Consider the following 17,072-nt stretch of genomic DNA (forward strand, 5'->3'; position numbering starts at 1 on the left):
TCATGATTCAACCGCTCCCAGTTGTGGCCCGATAGTCTAAAAGCAGCTCGACCCGCATTCGTCTTGAATACGGGTCGAACTGCTTTTTAATGTGAATGCTAACTGACACGCTAGTAACTTGCGCCATTAAGCCCGTTTACTTGCACGTAAATACCGACTTCGTAACGCGGCCGTTTTGACTTCCACGACTTGGTTATGGTTGATGCGGGCAAACGCAACCGCCTCGCTCAGTAGTTGCTGAATTTCAGCAGCTGGGCGCTGACGTTCGATGGCATTTGCCGCCGCCAAATATTTGAGCCGTGGCAAATAGTACGTCACGTGTTGACTGGAACACAGGTTGACACCATCGTCGATCAATTGGTTGCTCGTCGCAAAGTCGGCACGCATGCTGTAATACTCAGCCGTATAGAAAATCATCGTCAGCAGTCGCAAGTAGTCTTGGTCAGCAACTGCCGCCATTAACTGTTCGATCGCCTGATGAACCTTTTCAAAATAAAACTGCGCCTTTTCCAATTCGGCCAGCCGACTGTACATCACGCCTAGCCCAACATAGGCTAACGGGGTGAAGACGGTCTCGTGGGACTGGTCCAGGTCGTCTAGGATTTGATCAAAATCAAAACAGACATCACTGGCGGCACCATTGATCAATGATTTAAGTAGCCCACTGAGATAGTAGAATTGCATTTTTAGTGGGACCGCCTCGATTTGCGCGACCTGTACTTGTTTTAACGCCTGTAAAACAGGTTGGTAGTTTTCCATCATCAACTGCCGTTCGATCTCATCCAGTTGCGCACGAACTTGAGTCACTGAGTGGTCGCGACTTTCGTTTAAATCATCGACCGTCAGCCCGAGTCGGCCGCACAGTTGTTCCAAAATCGCTAGTGATGGCACCCGCCCACGTCGCTCAAACTTGCTGAGGGTCGCTTGCGTGCAAATGCCAGTCGATAGCTTCACTTGTGAAATTTTCAGGGCCTTACGACGGGCCACAAATTTTTGAATGTCCATACTCGTTTCAACCCCATTTCACAATTTAATCCTGGCGACCACTTAACCGTGGATACCCAACGCGACCTTCGCAAACCGGCTCATTTTGCTCATATCCCAAGCTGGTTCCCAGACTAGATCAATTTCACAGCCCGTCACACCGTCAACGCTAGTCACCGCGCGGTTGATTTGGTCGGCTAATAAGTTCCCAAGTGGGCAGCCCATGGTCGTTAACGTCATGGTAACCACACAATTACCGCCATCATCAACGTGAATATCGTAAATCAGGCCTAAATTGACCATATCGATACCTAATTCTGGATCGATTACATCCTCAAGTGATTTCATCACCGCGTCTTCAATCGGCGAGAATTCTTCGCCTTCACCAATGCCATCTGCCATTCTGCCACACTCCTGTCTAACTGTTATGCGTTTAATTATACCATTTTTATAAGCGTTTTTATGTCAATTGCTAATATTTGACACACAACTGTAATCGATTACAACTTACTTCACGATATGCACGTCCCCGTGAATGAATCGGCGCCACAATGCGTACCAGCAGACCAACCCAGTCAAGGCTAGTAGCACGATGCCTAACCGGTAACTCCCGGTCCAAGTATGAATCCAACCAACGAGTAGCGGTGGGAAGAAGCCACCGAGGCCACCCAGTGCGCCAACAAAACCGGTCACTGCCCCAGTATTCCCCTTTGAAACGTACGGCACCATCTTGAAAATGACCCCGTTACCGAAACCAGCGATCAAACCGGCACCCACGATACCAAAGATGAACAGTGACTGATTACTGAACGTCAAGGTAATGATGATGGCAAAGACCGTGATCCCAATAAAAATCCACTGGAGCATCTGCATCGGCCGCCACTTATCAGCTGCCGCGCCCCCGATTGGGCGGACAATCGTACATAGTCCTGCGAACAAAGCCGCGTATAATCCAGCCGTGACTTGTGGGACTTTGAAAATATCTTCTAGGAAGAGCGGCGTTAAATTTGTAAATGAAACGAACAACCCGAAAGTCAAGAAATAGAATAATGACAGATACCAAGTACTGCTTTCTTTGGCGACCGCTAACGCTCCTGTGACCGTCTTGGTCTTGTCGACCGGCATTTCCCGACAGAAAATCGCAAATAACACGGCTAAGATCACCGTTAAAACCATCAAGAAATAGTAGACCATGTTAAAGCCATAGGACGTTGAAATCGAAGGTAGCGTCAACGCTGCGACGGCGTTACCCATGTTCCCCATACTGACAATTCCCAGCGCAAGCCCTTGTTTTTCTGGTGGAAACCAGACCGACGCATAGGAGACTCCCACGGCAAATGATGTGCCGGCCATCCCGACAAGCAGCGCCGCCACGAGTAACATGCCGTACGTGTGAACTTTCGTAATCATAATCAACGGAATGAGAATAAAAGCCATCAAAATTAAGTAGACCTTTTTGCCCCCATATCGATCACTCAAAATCCCCACCGGAATCCGCATAATGGAGCCGAGCAGAACTGGTGTCGCTAACAGTAGCGTCCGTTGTGAGACACTAAGGTGAAACTTCGTCGCCAACTCCCCCGCGAGCGGTGCAAAGTTCGACCACGACATAAAACAAACGATCATTGCAACAGTTGCCAGTCCCAGCGCCAAATACGCGCGCCCCCGATTACTGGTTTGTGCTTCTTCAACAGTCATGATTTATCCTCCAATCTGACTCATATGACGCCATGTTGGGGCTTTGTCGATAATTCGGTCCGTCTCCTTCATGGCCATTTCATGGTTGAGTGGCTTGTTATCTAAGGCTTTTTGAATCAATTGACGAAATGCCGCTGGGTCACCGATGGCCGCACGAATGTCGATTTCTTCGTTCCAGTAGAGGCATGCCTTCACGTAGCCGTCTGCCGTGATTCGTAACCGATTACAGTTTTCACAGAACTTGGAACTGATTGGATGAATCAAACCAAAGCTCCCCTCGTAACCGTCGATTTGATAATTATCCGATGGACCGTTACCTCGCAGTTCAATTGGATGGTAAGTCAGGCCATTTTCATCGCAAGTGTCAAAGACACTCTTCAAGCCGACGTACTCCTTTTGCCACGTCTTGAGCGAATTACCAATCGGCATAAATTCGATAAACCGGGCATTGACGTCGTGATCCTTGGTATACTGCAGAAAATCTAGCACTTCATCGTCATTTTGACCTTTAATCAACACAATGTTTAATTTGATTTTCTTAAAATGTAACTTGCTGGCCGTTGCGATTCCGTCTAAGACCTGCTGAATATTCCCACCACGCGTAATCTTGCGGTACCGGTCTGGTTTGAACGTATCCAAACTAATGTTGAGTCGGTCTAAACCAGCTTCTTTGAGTGGCTTCGCTAATTTCGCCAAAAACAGGCCATTCGTCGTAATCGAGACGTCGTTGATCCCGTCAACGGCCTTAATGCGCCGCACGATTTCGACCACGTCAGTCCGCAATAATGGTTCGCCCCCGGTGATGCGCACTTTTGAAACACCCATTGCGGCAAAGTTCTCAATCATCTGGACGATTTCATCCTGCGATAACACCCGGTCAGTCGGGAAGAACGGCAAACCTTCCTTGGGCATGCAGTAAACACACCGCAAATTGCACCGATCAGTAATCGATAACCGGACATAATCATGGAGCCGGTCAAAACTATCATATAATTTCTCCATTTGTTCATCCTCCTTCGTTGTCACTAACCCGCTGCGCCTAGCCCCCGCTTACTGGCGGAATCAGTGCAACCTCGTCGGTGGACTGTAGGACTTGTTGCCCGTCCACGATAAATTCTTGATTGACGGCAATGCGCGCATTATTAATCAGCGTTTTCAATGCTGGTGCTTGCTGGCACAATGCCGGTTTGACCATTGCCGCGGTATTGGGCTGCGCGACGTCAATCGTCACGGTCGGCCCCAGCTGTTCGCCCAACATGGCAAAGAGCTTAACTGTCAGTTTCATCTTCAATCCCCCCAACGAACCTTATCGGTATCAAATTCTTTCTTCCAGATTGGGACTTCTTGCTTTAACGTATCAATCAAATACTGACACCACTCAAAAGCTTCCGCACGATGCGCCGCAGCGACACCAATAAATACCGCCTCGTCCATTAATTCCAAATGACCAACGCGATGTGCAATGACCACCCGGGCACCCTGAGCTTCAATCGGTTCGGCCAATTTCTCTAATTGACTGATTGCCATTTCTGAATAGGCTGAGTATTCAATTGACTGAGTCTCAATATCCCCCGTCCACTGGCGAACCGTCCCCACGAACGTCACGATTCCCCCATATTCCGGTGCCTTCAACGCCTGATACAGCGCGTTGACATCCAACGGCGTCGCAGATAATTTGATTTTCGCCATGGCGCACCCTCCTTTTGACCTCATTTGCTTACCCTTCTATTATGTCAGAGCCCACTTTTAAAATGAATTAGTCAAATCCCTAATAATGGTCAGTTCGTGAAAATGCTATCATATATTTATAGCACGTATTGTGTGGCTTAATTGGGCATGAAGTGTGATTAAAACGCACTGGTTATTTGTCGTACTGTTCGTCTGCCGGCGATCGTCCTGGTCCGACTTCCGGGGCCGGCTGACAATTGCTGGAACGTAAGCCGACATCGATTTGAACTCACGCAGAAAATCACTGCGCAATTTCAAATACGAGTCTTATTCTAAGCCGGAAGAAAGTCACTTCCGACTAAGAATAATTTGGCTACTGAGCATTGTCAGCCAGCCCCTCCAGTCGGGAAGCCGTTCGAATGGCAGATGAACGGCCACCTAACTTGGTACAATTGACCACGGATATTAGGTGACTGGTCCTTCAAGCAAACTTTTAACCGAGATCGATTATGCTTTACGAAATTTGAGTAGTGAGAAGATTTCCTGAATATTACTTCTAGTTTTTATAGCTACTGGTCTTGAAATTAGTCGATAAAATTGTCGTCGTTTAGAATTTAAGACTTTGTTATTTGAGACGACTAGAGAAAATTCTGACAAGTTCAGTGAAGTCTTGTGTCCGAATCATTAAATCATGGATAAGAATGTTTAGTGATTGTTAGAAAACTGTCTGACAGGTGAATATCAAGATTACCGTGTACCAAGGAACCAACGACCAATCTAACGAAAAGTTGGGTACACACATGCCTGCCTTTCGAATACCATCCCGGCTGGAAGGTATTCTGGGCAAGGCCCAGTGGTGAAATTTCACTTAGCAAGCGTTGTGTGCTTGGTTAGTGAAAGACCAGTATTTAAGACGTGGGCTATCGGCTTAAATCTGTGTCCACCACGTTTCCGGCCATTGCCCAGAATGCCTGGAAGCCGGCGTAGGACGATCCGATCACTGCACGTTTACGGTAACTCGCACCGTTTCCAGCGGGTCTCAGCTGGCTGCTTTTGACCTTAAGAACTGACATTTTTTAATCATCAATAATGCGAAACAATAACCAGCACAATGCGTTTAAGGCATAAATGGGTATACTGGGCTATTTGAACGACTTTGAAGTACGTGACATGCTGCACTGACAAGCGCACCTTGCGATAATGGGTCCAGTGACCATTCGGTATAACAGAGGAGGAATCCACCATGAACGCAACGATTATCTACGCTTCATTAACTGGCAACAATGAAGAAGTTGCTGAAATTATTCAAAAACAACTACAGGAACAGGGGGTTCAGACTCAGCTGATTGAAATCAGTCAGGCGGACGCCTTTGAACTCTCATCCGCAGATTTGGCGATTGTCGTCCCCTACACGTATGGTGAGGGCGATTTACCCGAAGAAGGTCTCGATTTTTATGAAGACTTACTAGATGCGGATTTGGCCGGTGTCGTCTTTGGCGTCGCCGGGTCCGGTGATGAATGGTATGCGGATGAATACTGCAAAGCCGTCACGGAATTTGACCAACAACTTGCGGGTACGAAGGCCACACGTGGGGCGCAACCAGTCTTCATCGATTTACATCCGGAAGCTGAAGACGAACAACGGCTGGCGGCGTTTACCACTAGTTTGATTCAAACCGCCACGCAACTGGAGGTCTAGCGAATGGTTAAAACTCGTACACGTGGTTATGGTATTTTGACGCTCGCACTGGTGACGTTACTCGTCCTGATGTTCGTTGCGCTCTGCCTGGGACGCTATCAATTGAGCCTACAAGAACTAACCGCTACCTTAACGGGACAAGCTACCGTTAGTCCAGTCATTCACAATATTGTATTCAGTCTCCGTTTACCCCGGATTCTAGCGGCAGTTGCAATCGGCGCCGCCTTGGCCATCTCTGGGACGGCCTACCAAAGTATCTTTCAAAATCCACTGGTTTCGCCCGACCTGCTCGGTGTCTCAAATGGGGCCGCAGTGGGGGCCGCCCTCGCAATTTTACTGGGTTGGCACACGGTCGGCACACAACTATTGGCGTTCGTCCTCGGACTCGTGGCCGTATTGCTCAGTGTCGGCATTCCACGGCTGATTCATCAGTCGAGCACCTTGGCGTTAGTCCTAGCCGGAATCGTGATCAGCGGACTGATGCAAGCAATTTTAGGCTTACTCAAATATCTGGCTGACCCTGATTCGCAGTTACAAGACATCGTCTACTGGCAACTTGGAAGTCTAGCAAAAGTCAATCTCGGCAGTCTTGGTGCCGTTCTACCGCTATTTATTATCGGCATGCTCATTTTACTGATCATGCGCTGGCGACTGACGGTATTGGCGTTGGGCAATCAGGTCGCACTGGCCCAAGGGATCAACGTTCGTTTGGAACGTGGCCTAGTCATCCTGAGCGCAACGATGCTGACAGCCAGCGCAGTTTGTTTGAGCGGAACGATTGGCTGGATTGGCCTGATTGTCCCGCACATGGCACGCATCGTGATTGGTGAAAACACCAAGTGGTCCCTGCCACTGGCTGGATTGATTGGTGCCATCTTTTTATTAGTCGTCGACACGCTCGCCCGGACGCTGTCTGCTGGCGAGATCCCGCTCAGCATTTTGACTGGCTTTATCGGCACCCCGATTTTTATTGCAATCTTACTTTCAAAGAAGGTGGCCCTATGACCGCACTATTATCTGGCAAACACCTGGCCTTCCACTATGGCCAACAGCCCGACTTGTTCACTGATTTAAATCTCGAACTGGCCCGTGGCCAAGTCTTGACGTTACTTGGACCCAACGGCATCGGCAAATCCACACTTTTGAAATGTCTGTTGGGCCTGTTGACACCGACAGCCGGCCAACTTGAACTCATCGGACAACCATTAGCAGCACTGACGCCCAAACAACGCGCGCAAATCATTGCGTACGTGCCGCAGACCATCCCGGTGACGACTAGCCTGAGTGTACGCGATTATTTACTAACGGGTCGGACACCATATCTGAATTTTGCCCAGTCTCCAGGCGCCACTGATGAAGAATTAGCGAACGACGTCTTGGCTCAACTTCACTTGACTGCCTTAGCGGGCCGCGCCATCAATACCTTGAGTGGTGGGCAAGCTCAGTTGGTCACGATTGCCCGCGCGTTAGTCCAACAACCACAACTGATCATTCTGGACGAGCCGACCGCCGCCTTGGATTTTGGACGTCAGCAACAGATTTTACAACTGGTACAACAGCTTGCTGCATCTGGCATTGCGGTGATTTTAACGACCCACAATCCCAACCATGCTCTGATTTTGAAGCAGCACGTCGGCTTGTTTGGCGCGCACGGCGACTTTCGGACGGGTGGCGTCGAACTATTGACCGAAGAACGGCTGCAAGCCACCTACCAGACCAAACTACACCTGTTGTACGTCCCTGAGCTTGGGCGGATGATTTGTGAATTTTAACGATTTGCTGGTTAGTGAGCAAGTGCAAGAGAAGACTCGGCAATGCTGACCGTGTTCACATTAAGCATTTGGCCGCCGACCTTCACCACTCGATTTTTCAAGGCGACTGATCGTAAATTAACCGCAACAGGTCGCTTAATCGTTTGCTCGCCAGTTGAATTCAACTTATCGCCAATCACGTAGCACCCGACGTCGTACCGCTCATCAGGCTACCGCGACCAGCGTTCGAAATTCAAAACGCAAATAACCGTACACCCGAAAAAAGCTAAGCGAACCAACCACGAGAAGGCTCTCGTCAGTTGGTTCGCTTAGCTTTTTCATTGTGCGCCCGATTTATTTACTTAGGCGTCGACGCCCCGCTCAACAGTCGGTTGGTCTGGGCGGTACTCAATTGATAATGATAAAATTCCTGATAAAAGGCCTTCGTCTTGGCAACCATATCCAGTTGTTTAAACTGAGCTGGATGTAGTTTTTGTGCGGCCCAGAAGACTTGCAAGGCTTCCTCCGCGCTATAGCGATCCCACGGGAAGGTTCCCTGCGGATTACCATACACGTGATTAGTCTTGACCGCCTTGAGCTTACTCAAGACCGCGTTCTTCTTCAGCGCAGCTCGAGCTTGAGCGGTGGTGGCACTACCGACGATAATCACGTCCGGATTCGACTTCGCCAGGGTCTCCGTTGTGACGGAAATCATATTGCCGGATTGCTTCAAGGCGTTCTGACCCCCGGCAGCTTTGATCCATTCATCGACGATCGTACCAGTTCCATCGACCTGATTCAGGTTAGTCGCGTTCACAAAATGCAACACTTTTGGTTTGGTCGTCACGCCTTTCAGCTGCCGCTTAACGTATGCCAAGTTGCCATTCAGTAAGCGTTGATAGCGTTTCGCCACTTTAGGTGCCTGGCCACCGAGGACTTGTGCCGTCAGATTGACCGACCGCCGCAGTCCAGCAAACGTCTGATACATCGCGTTGACCGTGGGCACCTTTGTCTTCTTCGCCTGCTTGATTTGGGCCGGGTCCGCCGCAATCACGACATCCGGCTTGGTCTTCAGGAGTTCCTCGGACTGCAAGTCGTCGCCCGCAAACGGTGCGGTGACTTTGCTGATGCTGGGATCAATCGTCTTGAACCACGGTGACTGCTTGATCATCTGAGTCGTCGCGACTAGCTTCTTCTGACCACCGAGTAACAAGACCACTTGGTTATTGGCGTGCCATAAATCTGCGACCCGCGTGACTTTAGCCGGTAACTGAACCCGTTTACCACTCATATCGGTGACCGTGCGCGTCGTTGAAGAAGCCGCGGCCGTCGATTTAGCTGGTTTCGTCTGAGACTGACAACCCGCAGCGACACTGATTCCGAAAACGAGCGCCAGTCCCAGTAAAATTCGTTGTGTTTTCTTCATATGCCTACTCCAAAGTAACCGAATTAACCGATTGAACCTTCCATTTCAAAACTAATCAACCGGTTCAATTCGACCGCGTATTCCATTGGTAATTGCTTGGTAAATGGTTCAACGAAGCCCATGATGATCATTTCAGTGGCCTTAGCTTCTGAAATTCCACGACTCATCAAGTAATAGAGTTGTTCTTCCGAAATCTTCGAAACTTTGGCTTCGTGTTCCATGGCAACATTGGCACTATCAATTTCGTTATACGGAATCGTGTTCGAAGAGGATTGGTCATCCATGATGATCGTGTCACATTCCACGTGGGCCTTAGAGCCGTCAGAATGTTTGGCGAACCGCACCGTTCCGCGATAATCAGTCGCCCCGCCAGTCTTGGCGATTGATTTGGAAACGATCGAACTGGACGTGTTCTTGGCGTTGTGGATCATCCGCGCCCCAGAATCTTGGTGGATCCCGTTGCTAGCGACCGCAATCGACAACATCGTGCCGCGCGCACCTTCACCGTTCAAATAAACGCTCGGGTACTTCATCGTGACTTTAGAACCTAAGTTACCGTCGACCCATTCCATCGTCGCGTTTTCAGCGGCCGCAGCCCGTTTGGTTTCCAAACTGTACACGTTATCCGACCAATTTTGAATCGTCGTATAGCGGCAATAAGCGTTGGGTTCAACGTTGACTTCCACGACGGCGGCATGCAAACTATCTGATGAATAGTTAGGTGCCGTACAACCTTCAACGTAATCCACACTGGCGCCGTCTTCCACGATGATCAAGGTCCGTTCAAATTGACCGGAGTTTTCAGCGTTTAACCGGAAGTAGGATTGAATTGGCGTCTTGGTCTGAACACCCTTCGGCACGTAAATAAATGAGCCCCCGGACCAAACGGCAGCATTTAGGGCCGCAAACTTGTTATCGGTTGGCTTAACGAGCTTGCCGAACCACTTCTTGAAGAGTTCTGGATAGTCGTGTAAGGCCGTATCGGTATCCGTAAAAATGATGCCAAGCTTTTCGAAATCTTGACGCATGTTGTGATAAACCACTTCGGATTCGTATTGTGCGGATGAACCGGCCAAATATTTACGTTCAGCTTCCGGCACACCCAGCCGGTCAAACGTCCGTTTCAAATCAGCAGGCACTTCATCCCAGTCACGGAACTTCTTGTCCGTCATCTTCTGGTAGTACAACATGTCCTTCAAATCCAGCTTGGTCAAATCAGGACCAAACTTCGGCATCGGCATCTTCAAATATTCATGATAAGCGTTCAGCCGATAATCTAGCATCCATTGTGGTTCGTGCTTGGCCGCTGAAATCTCGCGCACCGTCTCCTCTGTTAGGCCACGGCCAGTCGAATAAGCTGGTTGCACATCATCATGGAACCCATATTCATAATCACGGTCATTTTTGACCACGTCAGGTACTTCACTCATACTTCTGATTCCTCCTCTTTGCCATTTTCAGCGAGCAATGCGCGTTGCAAGGCCCACCAAGCTAGCGTGGCACATTTGATACGTGCCGGAAATTGCATAATATTTGATAAAATGGCGGCATCTTCTAAGGCGTCGATATCCGCTTGTGAATGCTGCTTGCCAATTGCCATGTCCGAAAAGGTCTTCGCCATTGCCAAGGCCTGTTCCTTCGACTTACCCATCACGGCATCGGTCATCATACTGGCGGATGCTTGGCTGATCGTACAACCTTCCCCGGTAAAGCCGATGTCTTCAATCTTGTCTGTGTCATCTAATTGAATCGATAAGTTGATCACATCGCCACAGGTCGGGTTCTTTAAGGTAATCGCGTGCGTCGCATTTGGGAGCGCATTTTTATGATGCGGATGATCACCGTGATCGAGAATCACTTCACGATACAAGCCGCTTAATTTAGACAGTCCCATGTTTGAAAAACTCCTTTGTTGCTTGGAGTGACGTTAATAGTTGGTCAGCGTCAGCTTGCGTGTTGTATAGATAAAAACTAGCGCGGGCGGTCGCCACCACCCCGAGTGCTTCCATCAGCGGTTGCGCACAGTGATGACCAGCACGAACCGCTACGCCTTCCATATCCAGCGCGGTTGCGGCATCGTGCGGATGTAGCCCATCAATATTGAAGGCAATCACCCCGGTATGCCGTTGTGGATCTTGAGGGCCGTAAACGGTCACGCCCGGCATCGCAATCAGCTTCGGTAATAAGTAATCGACCAACTGCTGCTCATGGGCTTGGACCTGGGCCATGCCAATCGCGTTCAAATAATCGATGGCGGCGCCTAATCCAATCGCACCAGCGATATTTTGTGTCCCGGCCTCGAATTTCCAAGGCAATTCTGCCCACGTACTATTGTCACGATGAACGAAACCAATCATCTCACCGCCATATTGATACGGTGGCATCGCTTGTAATAGGGCTTCGCGGCCATAGAGGACACCGATACCAGTTGGCCCCATCATTTTATGACCTGAGAAGGCGTAAAAATCAACGTCGAGGTCTTGGACATCGACTGGCATATGTGGCGCTGCTTGGGCCCCGTCCGCAATCATAACGGCGCCATTTGCGTGCGCCAGTTGTGCCAATTCTTTGATTGGATTGACCGTACCCAACACGTTGCTGGCATGCGTGACTGAGACAATTTTCGTTTTAGCCGTAATCTTTTGTTGCGCATCCGCCAGGTCCAATTCGCCGGTCGGTGTCAACTCGATGTATTTTAAGGTCGCGTGCTTTTTGAGGGCCAACTGCTGCCACGGAATCAAATTGCTGTGATGTTCCATGATTGAAATCACGATTTCATCGCCGGCCTGAATGTTGGCTTCACCATAAGTGCTCGCAATCAAGTTCAAACTATCGGTCGTGCCCTTCGTGAAGACGATCTCATCAGTTTTCGGTGCGTTGATGAACGCTTGAACCTTGGCGCGAGCGGCTTCATATTGTGTCGTCGCCCGTTCAGCTAAAGTATGGACACCGCGGTGCACGTTGGCATTGTCGTGTTGATAAAAATGAACCAGGGCGTCAACCACCTGATTGGGCCGTTGCGCGGTCGCCGCGTTATCGAGGTAGACGAGTCGTTCATCGTTGACTTGCTGATCTAAAATTGGAAAATCTGCGCGATGTTCCTCAAAGTTCGATACCATCTTCAAGCTTCCTTTCAATCGTATTCGTCAGCCGCGTCCGGACCGTCTTCGATGGGATCGCACCAATCACGGTACTCAAGAATCCCCGAATAACGAGTCGCTGGGCTTGGGCCTTGTCGATTCCCCGACTCATCAAGTAGTACATCTGATTCTGGTCGATTTGACCGACACTGGCTGCGTGCCCGGCCAAGACATCGTTTTCATCAATCAACAAGATTGGGTTGGCATCCCCATGGGCATCATCGGACATCATCAACACCCGATTTTCTTGTTCGGCATGGGCGCCAGATGCACCGTGGATAATATGACCGATCCCATTAAAAATCAGATTTGATTTTTCCATGATGACCCCGCGTTGAACGATGTTGCCATCGGTCTTCTTGCCGCGATTAGTGACCCGGGTATTGATGCAGACATCTTGCGACTTAGTGGTGACCGTAATGACTTTGGCATCCGACTTGGCGCCTTCACCAATTAGTTCGGAATCAAAATCACCAAAGGTATTGCCATTGTTCATCATCCCAATCGCCCAGTCGACTTTTGCCCCACGGCTGATTGACGCCCGCCGATTGAGGTAAGCCGTCGTATTGGCACCGAGTTCGTCAAAAGCGGAATAGTGCACTTCACTGTCACCACGCGCTAAGATTTCAACGACACAGTTGGCAATGTTAGTCACATCCCCCTTAGTCGTGAGGTGTTGGGTAACGGCAAAGTGGCTGTCCGCTTCCGCCACGATCAGCACGTGGCTGACCAGTGGCTGGGTGCGGGTGCTGTCTTGAATCGTGTTGATTTCAATGGGCGCTTTAATCGTGACACCCCTCGGAACGTAGAGAAAGACCCCCGCATTCAAAAAGGCGGTGTGATAACTAGTCAGGCGGTCTTCATCCGTTTTAACGACTTTGGCCATAAAGTGTTTTTCAGTTAATTGCGGATGTTCACGAAAAGCGGTGAACATGTCGGTCAAAATCACGCCTTGTTCGTCGAGTTCATCTGGCAAGTTGACCGTCACCGTTGTCTGACCGACCTGCACGATTTGGATGTGACCTTCTTCAGCGGTCACGTCGGTTGCCAGCGTCCGGTCTGAGCGACTGAACTTTAAGGGTTGCTCCGTTGGGGTGAGCGGCCAGTCTCGAATGCTGAACCGGTCGGCTTTTGGAACGGCCAAGCCCTGCATCGCATCGACAGCGGCTAACCGCCGTTCAACGAGCCAGTGCGGTTCGCCGTGTTCGTTAGCCGCGTCAGCTAACGTTGTTTTGATTGCTTCATAATCAGCAGTTGCTTCCATCGCTTCACACCCCCTAGTCTTCGTCATCAACAAGCTTGACGTCCAAGTTCAAATCATCACGTAATCCAGCGTAACCTTCTTTTTCAAGCGTCTTGGCTAAGTCAGCGCCACCGGTCTTCACGATCCGGCCACCCATCATAACGTGAACAACGTCTGGCACGATGTAGTTCAGTAGTCGTTGATAGTGGGTAATAATCAATGAACCAAAATCATCGCCGCGCATTGAGTTCACCCCTTTTGAAACCACTTGGAGGGCATCGATATCGAGTCCAGAGTCGATTTCATCAAGTAAAGCGAAGGATGGCTTGATCATCAATAATTGCAAAATTTCGTTCCGTTTCTTTTCACCACCGGAGAAGCCTTCGTTCAGATACCGTTCCGTCATCGATTCACTCATATTTAGTAAGGCCAAATTCTTATCTAACTCTTTTAAGAAGGCCATGACCGAAATTTGATCGTCTTCAGCTCGCCGCGCGTTCATCGCTGCCCGTAAAAATTCGGCGTTCGTGACCCCTTGGATTTCAGCTGGATACTGCATGCCCAAGAAGAGGCCTTTACGTGCCCGTTCATCGACTGGCATGTTGACGATACTTTCACCATTTAATAGGATGTCCCCCTGCGTCACATGGTAAGCTGGTTGTCCCATAATAGTTTGTGATAAAGTGGACTTACCCGTCCCATTTGGGCCCATAATCGCGTGAATTTCACCGGTCTTCATCGATAAATTAACGCCTTTTAGAATTTCACGAGACTTCTGTTGCTCATCATCCGTCACTTCAACGTGTAAATCTTTAACTTCCAAGGTTGCCATGTAAATCATCCTCCACAATTCAATTTATAACGCTAGCCGTTATTCCTTTCGTATATAACGAATCGTTAACAGCTTCAACAAAAATACCGAAAAATCGGGCTTTCTGTATTCTATACCTAAAGTATAACCGTTTTCATTTCAAAAGAAAATAAGGCTTTTCCCCATATTATTAAAAGCCCTTTCATGCTATCATGTAGGTATAATATTTTTGACGAATTATTCACGATAGGAATATTCAGAAAGGACTGAGTCACATGCTAAGTCAATCAGTCACAAGCTCGCAGTTACATATTCAACAATTCACAGGTTTGGATGAGCAAACCGTCCAACGTTTGCACAGTTTAGGACTACACGTTGGCAGCCAACTCGTGCCAGTCCGCTACTACCCGTTTCACGGCCCAGTGATTATTCAAATCGACCAGCAACGTATCGGCATTCGCTATACGGTGTTCCAGACGTTAATTGGAGGCAAGTGACATGACAACCGTCGCACTATTAGGAAATCCGAATACTGGCAAGACCACGCTGTTCAACGAATTGACGGACAAGTACGCGTACGTCGGCAACTGGACGGGCGTCACGGTTGAGAAGAAAATGGGTCGCATTCGTCATTCTGAAGTGGAAGTCGTCGACCTACCCGGCGTTTACTCGCTGAATCCGATCACCAAAGACGAGGCCGTGGTGACGAACTACTTACTGCACAATCACCCTGACCTGATTTTAAATGTCACTAACGCCAGTCAGCTCAAACGAAACTTGCTACTATCAATTGAAGTCCTAGAATTCGGTGCCCCGGTGATCATCGCACTCAACATGATTGACGATTTGAAGCGCACCGGCCACTACTATGATTTTAAGACGCTTGCACAACAATTAGGTTGTCAGATCAAAGCGACCAACGCACGTAATAAGGAAGGGTTAACCCAGCTACGTGAAGAATTATTAGCAGCACCCACGCCCGCCGCGAGTCCGCTCAAGCTCAACTATCCGTTCATGATCGAACAGGCGATTCGTCAGGCCAGCAATCAACTCGTGAATGATTACGACTGCACCCCCGACTTTGCGCGGTGGCTCACGATTCAATTCATTAATCAAAACAAACGGATTCGCACATACGCCAAGCAGTTGGATTTAAAACCACTCCTGAGTCAGGCCGCTTATTACGATGCACAGCAATTTGACGACCAGATTTTTCAAACCCGGCTGACTTTTATCGAGCAGACGTTAGCGAGCGCCAGTCAGAATCTCGCCAGCACCAGTCACGTTGAAATGACGGCCAAAATCGACAAGTGGATCACTCATCCGTTACTCGGACTGCCCGTCTTTGTCGGTATCTTCTACTTGATGTTCAAGCTCTCATTCGATTGGATTGGCACGCCACTGTCAGATTTACTGGATGGCTTCGTTTCGGGGCCGTTATCGACGACGGTCAGCCATTGGTTAACGATTGCCGGTGCGATACCGATTTTACGGTCACTCATCGTCAACGGACTGATTGGCGGCGTTGGTGGTGTCTTAGTCTTCATTCCACAAATTTTCGTTTTATTCGCATGTATCTCGATTTTGGAAGATTCTGGCTACATGGCGCGGGCCGCACTAGTCACCGACCGTTTGATGCAGATGATTGGGTTAAACGGGAAGGCTTTTATCCCACTGATCATTGGCTTTGGCTGCAACGTGACCGGAATCATGGCAGCGCGGACGATTGAACAGCCCAAGGAACGGTTGATCACCACGTTGATTTCACCGTTTATGAGCTGTTCAGCCCGTCTCCCGATTTATAGTCTGTTCGTCGCCGCGTTCTTCCCGAGTAACCAAGCGCTGATCGTCTTATCGATTTACTTTCTCGGTATCGCGGTGGCACTCGCGATGGCGAAATTCTACCAAGTCATTTTCAACGTCGACGATAGTTCAGTCTTCATCGTTGAACTTCCGCAGTACCACATTCCACGCGCCGACATCATCTGGCGTGGCACCTGGGATAAGGGCAAGGGCTTCATCAAAAAAGCCGGGACTATTATTTTTACAGGGACCGTCTTGATTTGGTTGCTCTCTTCATTTGGGACCAGCGGCTTAGTCAACGATATCGACCGCAGCTTTGCAGCCACACTTGGTAAAACCTTGCTGCCGCTGTTCGCACCACTTGGCGTCACTGCCTGGCAAGTGATCTCCGCACTATTCACCGGGATTCTCGCCAAAGAAGTCATCAGTTCCAGCATGATGGTAATGTTCCACAGTGCCAATCAAGCTAGGTTGATTGCGATGATGGGGCGCTTTTTCACCCCACTATCCGCTTACGCGATGCTGGTCTTTATCCTACTGTACGTGCCCTGCTTTGCCACGATTGGGACGATCAAGTCCGAGACTGGTTCCACAAAATGGGCCGTCTACTCGGTATTCTCCAGTCTCGCAATTGCGTATGGCTTAGCCTTCATTATTTATCAAGTCGGCAGTTTGTTTATTTAACGTTATGGATGACTGGGTAGGTTGACTGATGGCCAACTGATGCGCTCCCTGATTCGACTCTCGGTGCCGGCTACCATCGAACTTTAGAAACGACCTGCTCCACTTGTAACTGATGACAAATTAGCCAACACAACCCACTTAACTTAGTATTTATGATGACCACAC

At 49.2% G+C, this 17,072-nt stretch carries 17 protein-coding genes; 5 read left to right on the plus strand and 12 right to left on the minus strand.

The features are described 5' to 3' along the window. Positions 1–126: 126 nt before the first annotated feature. The 6 genes from KGF70_RS02325 to KGF70_RS02350 form a co-directional block, all read right to left on the minus strand. The gene (locus KGF70_RS02325) at positions 127–1,005 is read right to left on the minus strand and encodes a helix-turn-helix domain-containing protein (protein WP_105961874.1); all 879 of its coding nucleotides are present in this window, start codon (positions 1,003–1,005) and stop codon (positions 127–129) included. A gap of 42 nt (positions 1,006–1,047) precedes the next feature. Continuing rightward, positions 1,048–1,386 carry a metal-sulfur cluster assembly factor gene (locus KGF70_RS02330; RefSeq protein ID WP_003638496.1) on the minus strand — a complete coding sequence of 113 codons (339 nt, stop codon included), beginning with the start codon at positions 1,384–1,386 and terminating at the stop codon, positions 1,048–1,050. A gap of 105 nt (positions 1,387–1,491) precedes the next feature. After that, positions 1,492–2,682 carry a NarK/NasA family nitrate transporter gene (locus KGF70_RS02335; RefSeq protein ID WP_120768394.1) on the minus strand — a complete coding sequence of 397 codons (1,191 nt, stop codon included), beginning with the start codon at positions 2,680–2,682 and terminating at the stop codon, positions 1,492–1,494. Positions 2,683–2,685: 3 nt separating this feature from the next. Continuing rightward, positions 2,686–3,684, minus strand: coding sequence for a GTP 3',8-cyclase MoaA (gene moaA / locus KGF70_RS02340; RefSeq protein WP_101873660.1), 999 nt, complete (start codon positions 3,682–3,684; stop codon positions 2,686–2,688). A gap of 37 nt (positions 3,685–3,721) precedes the next feature. Beyond that, positions 3,722–3,967: a MoaD/ThiS family protein gene (locus tag KGF70_RS02345; RefSeq protein WP_050340057.1), complete on the minus strand. Its 246-nt coding sequence runs from the start codon at positions 3,965–3,967 to the stop codon at positions 3,722–3,724. 2 nt (positions 3,968–3,969) lie between these two features. Continuing rightward, positions 3,970–4,371: a molybdenum cofactor biosynthesis protein MoaE gene (locus tag KGF70_RS02350; RefSeq protein WP_216767596.1), complete on the minus strand. Its 402-nt coding sequence runs from the start codon at positions 4,369–4,371 to the stop codon at positions 3,970–3,972. A 1,222-nt stretch (positions 4,372–5,593) separates the two neighbouring features. Between KGF70_RS02350 and KGF70_RS02355 the strand changes: the two genes are divergently transcribed. The 3 genes from KGF70_RS02355 to KGF70_RS02365 are packed head-to-tail and all read left to right on the plus strand — an operon-like array spanning position 5,594 to position 7,821. Then, on the plus strand, positions 5,594–6,049 hold the full coding sequence (locus KGF70_RS02355; protein WP_050340055.1) for a flavodoxin: 456 nt from the start codon (positions 5,594–5,596) through the stop codon (positions 6,047–6,049). Positions 6,050–6,052: 3 nt separating this feature from the next. Beyond that, a complete protein-coding gene (locus KGF70_RS02360; protein ID WP_050340054.1) occupies positions 6,053–7,054 on the plus strand; it encodes an iron ABC transporter permease in 1,002 nt (333 codons plus the stop codon). After that, positions 7,051–7,821 (plus strand): ABC transporter ATP-binding protein, encoded by a 771-nt coding sequence (locus tag KGF70_RS02365; RefSeq protein ID WP_216778927.1) that lies wholly within the window; start codon positions 7,051–7,053, stop codon positions 7,819–7,821. Before KGF70_RS02360 ends, KGF70_RS02365 begins: the two co-directional genes overlap by 4 nt. 337 nt (positions 7,822–8,158) lie before the next feature. On the opposite strand, the gene KGF70_RS02370 is transcribed toward KGF70_RS02365, so the two are convergent. The 6 genes from KGF70_RS02370 to sufC are packed head-to-tail and all read right to left on the minus strand — an operon-like array spanning position 8,159 to position 14,441. Beyond that, positions 8,159–9,226 (minus strand): ABC transporter substrate-binding protein, encoded by a 1,068-nt coding sequence (locus tag KGF70_RS02370; protein ID WP_216767598.1) that lies wholly within the window; start codon positions 9,224–9,226, stop codon positions 8,159–8,161. A 23-nt stretch (positions 9,227–9,249) separates the two neighbouring features. Further along, positions 9,250–10,656: a Fe-S cluster assembly protein SufB gene (gene sufB / locus KGF70_RS02375; protein WP_003638487.1), complete on the minus strand. Its 1,407-nt coding sequence runs from the start codon at positions 10,654–10,656 to the stop codon at positions 9,250–9,252. Beyond that, the gene (gene sufU / locus KGF70_RS02380) at positions 10,653–11,120 is read right to left on the minus strand and encodes a Fe-S cluster assembly sulfur transfer protein SufU (RefSeq protein ID WP_003638486.1); all 468 of its coding nucleotides are present in this window, start codon (positions 11,118–11,120) and stop codon (positions 10,653–10,655) included. The genes sufB and sufU overlap by 4 nt, the downstream gene beginning before the upstream one ends. Continuing rightward, positions 11,107–12,345 (minus strand): cysteine desulfurase, encoded by a 1,239-nt coding sequence (locus KGF70_RS02385; RefSeq protein WP_216767599.1) that lies wholly within the window; start codon positions 12,343–12,345, stop codon positions 11,107–11,109. The genes sufU and KGF70_RS02385 overlap by 14 nt, the downstream gene beginning before the upstream one ends. Further along, positions 12,329–13,630, minus strand: a complete 1,302-nt coding sequence (gene sufD / locus KGF70_RS02390; RefSeq protein WP_216767600.1) for a Fe-S cluster assembly protein SufD — start codon at positions 13,628–13,630, stop codon at positions 12,329–12,331. The genes KGF70_RS02385 and sufD overlap by 17 nt, the downstream gene beginning before the upstream one ends. Positions 13,631–13,643: 13 nt before the next feature. Further along, positions 13,644–14,441: a Fe-S cluster assembly ATPase SufC gene (sufC, locus tag KGF70_RS02395; protein ID WP_003638483.1), complete on the minus strand. Its 798-nt coding sequence runs from the start codon at positions 14,439–14,441 to the stop codon at positions 13,644–13,646. Positions 14,442–14,695: 254 nt separating this feature from the next. On the opposite strand from sufC, the gene KGF70_RS02400 reads away from it, so the two are divergent. Next, a complete protein-coding gene (locus tag KGF70_RS02400; protein WP_003638482.1) occupies positions 14,696–14,917 on the plus strand; it encodes a FeoA family protein in 222 nt (73 codons plus the stop codon). A gap of 1 nt (position 14,918) precedes the next feature. Then, positions 14,919–16,907 carry a ferrous iron transport protein B gene (gene feoB / locus KGF70_RS02405; RefSeq protein ID WP_216786392.1) on the plus strand — a complete coding sequence of 663 codons (1,989 nt, stop codon included), beginning with the start codon at positions 14,919–14,921 and terminating at the stop codon, positions 16,905–16,907. The last annotated feature ends 165 nt before the right edge of the window (positions 16,908–17,072 follow it).

The organism is Lactiplantibacillus sp. 7.2.4 (assembly GCF_018991185.1).
GTDB lineage: Bacteria > Bacillota > Bacilli > Lactobacillales > Lactobacillaceae > Lactiplantibacillus > Lactiplantibacillus pentosus.

Excerpts from the sequence above, each read along its gene's own strand:
- sufC (WP_003638483.1), bottom strand. The coding sequence starts at position 14,441 with ATGGCAACCTTGGAAGTTAAAGATTTACACGTTGAAGTGACGGATGAT.
- sufU (WP_003638486.1), bottom strand. The coding sequence starts at position 11,120 with ATGGGACTGTCTAAATTAAGCGGCTTGTATCGTGAAGTGATTCTCGAT.
- moaA (WP_101873660.1), bottom strand. The coding sequence starts at position 3,684 with ATGGAGAAATTATATGATAGTTTTGACCGGCTCCATGATTATGTCCGG.
- KGF70_RS02370 (WP_216767598.1), bottom strand. The coding sequence starts at position 9,226 with ATGAAGAAAACACAACGAATTTTACTGGGACTGGCGCTCGTTTTCGGA.
- KGF70_RS02350 (WP_216767596.1), bottom strand. The coding sequence starts at position 4,371 with ATGGCGAAAATCAAATTATCTGCGACGCCGTTGGATGTCAACGCGCTG.
- KGF70_RS02385 (WP_216767599.1), bottom strand. The coding sequence starts at position 12,345 with ATGGTATCGAACTTTGAGGAACATCGCGCAGATTTTCCAATTTTAGAT.
- KGF70_RS02335 (WP_120768394.1), bottom strand. The coding sequence starts at position 2,682 with ATGACTGTTGAAGAAGCACAAACCAGTAATCGGGGGCGCGCGTATTTG.
- sufD (WP_216767600.1), bottom strand. The coding sequence starts at position 13,630 with ATGGAAGCAACTGCTGATTATGAAGCAATCAAAACAACGTTAGCTGAC.
- KGF70_RS02325 (WP_105961874.1), bottom strand. The coding sequence starts at position 1,005 with ATGGACATTCAAAAATTTGTGGCCCGTCGTAAGGCCCTGAAAATTTCA.
- feoB (WP_216786392.1), top strand. The coding sequence starts at position 14,919 with ATGACAACCGTCGCACTATTAGGAAATCCGAATACTGGCAAGACCACG.
- KGF70_RS02345 (WP_050340057.1), bottom strand. The coding sequence starts at position 3,967 with ATGAAACTGACAGTTAAGCTCTTTGCCATGTTGGGCGAACAGCTGGGG.
- KGF70_RS02360 (WP_050340054.1), top strand. The coding sequence starts at position 6,053 with ATGGTTAAAACTCGTACACGTGGTTATGGTATTTTGACGCTCGCACTG.
- sufB (WP_003638487.1), bottom strand. The coding sequence starts at position 10,656 with ATGAGTGAAGTACCTGACGTGGTCAAAAATGACCGTGATTATGAATAT.
- KGF70_RS02400 (WP_003638482.1), top strand. The coding sequence starts at position 14,696 with ATGCTAAGTCAATCAGTCACAAGCTCGCAGTTACATATTCAACAATTC.
- KGF70_RS02330 (WP_003638496.1), bottom strand. The coding sequence starts at position 1,386 with ATGGCAGATGGCATTGGTGAAGGCGAAGAATTCTCGCCGATTGAAGAC.
- KGF70_RS02355 (WP_050340055.1), top strand. The coding sequence starts at position 5,594 with ATGAACGCAACGATTATCTACGCTTCATTAACTGGCAACAATGAAGAA.
- KGF70_RS02365 (WP_216778927.1), top strand. The coding sequence starts at position 7,051 with ATGACCGCACTATTATCTGGCAAACACCTGGCCTTCCACTATGGCCAA.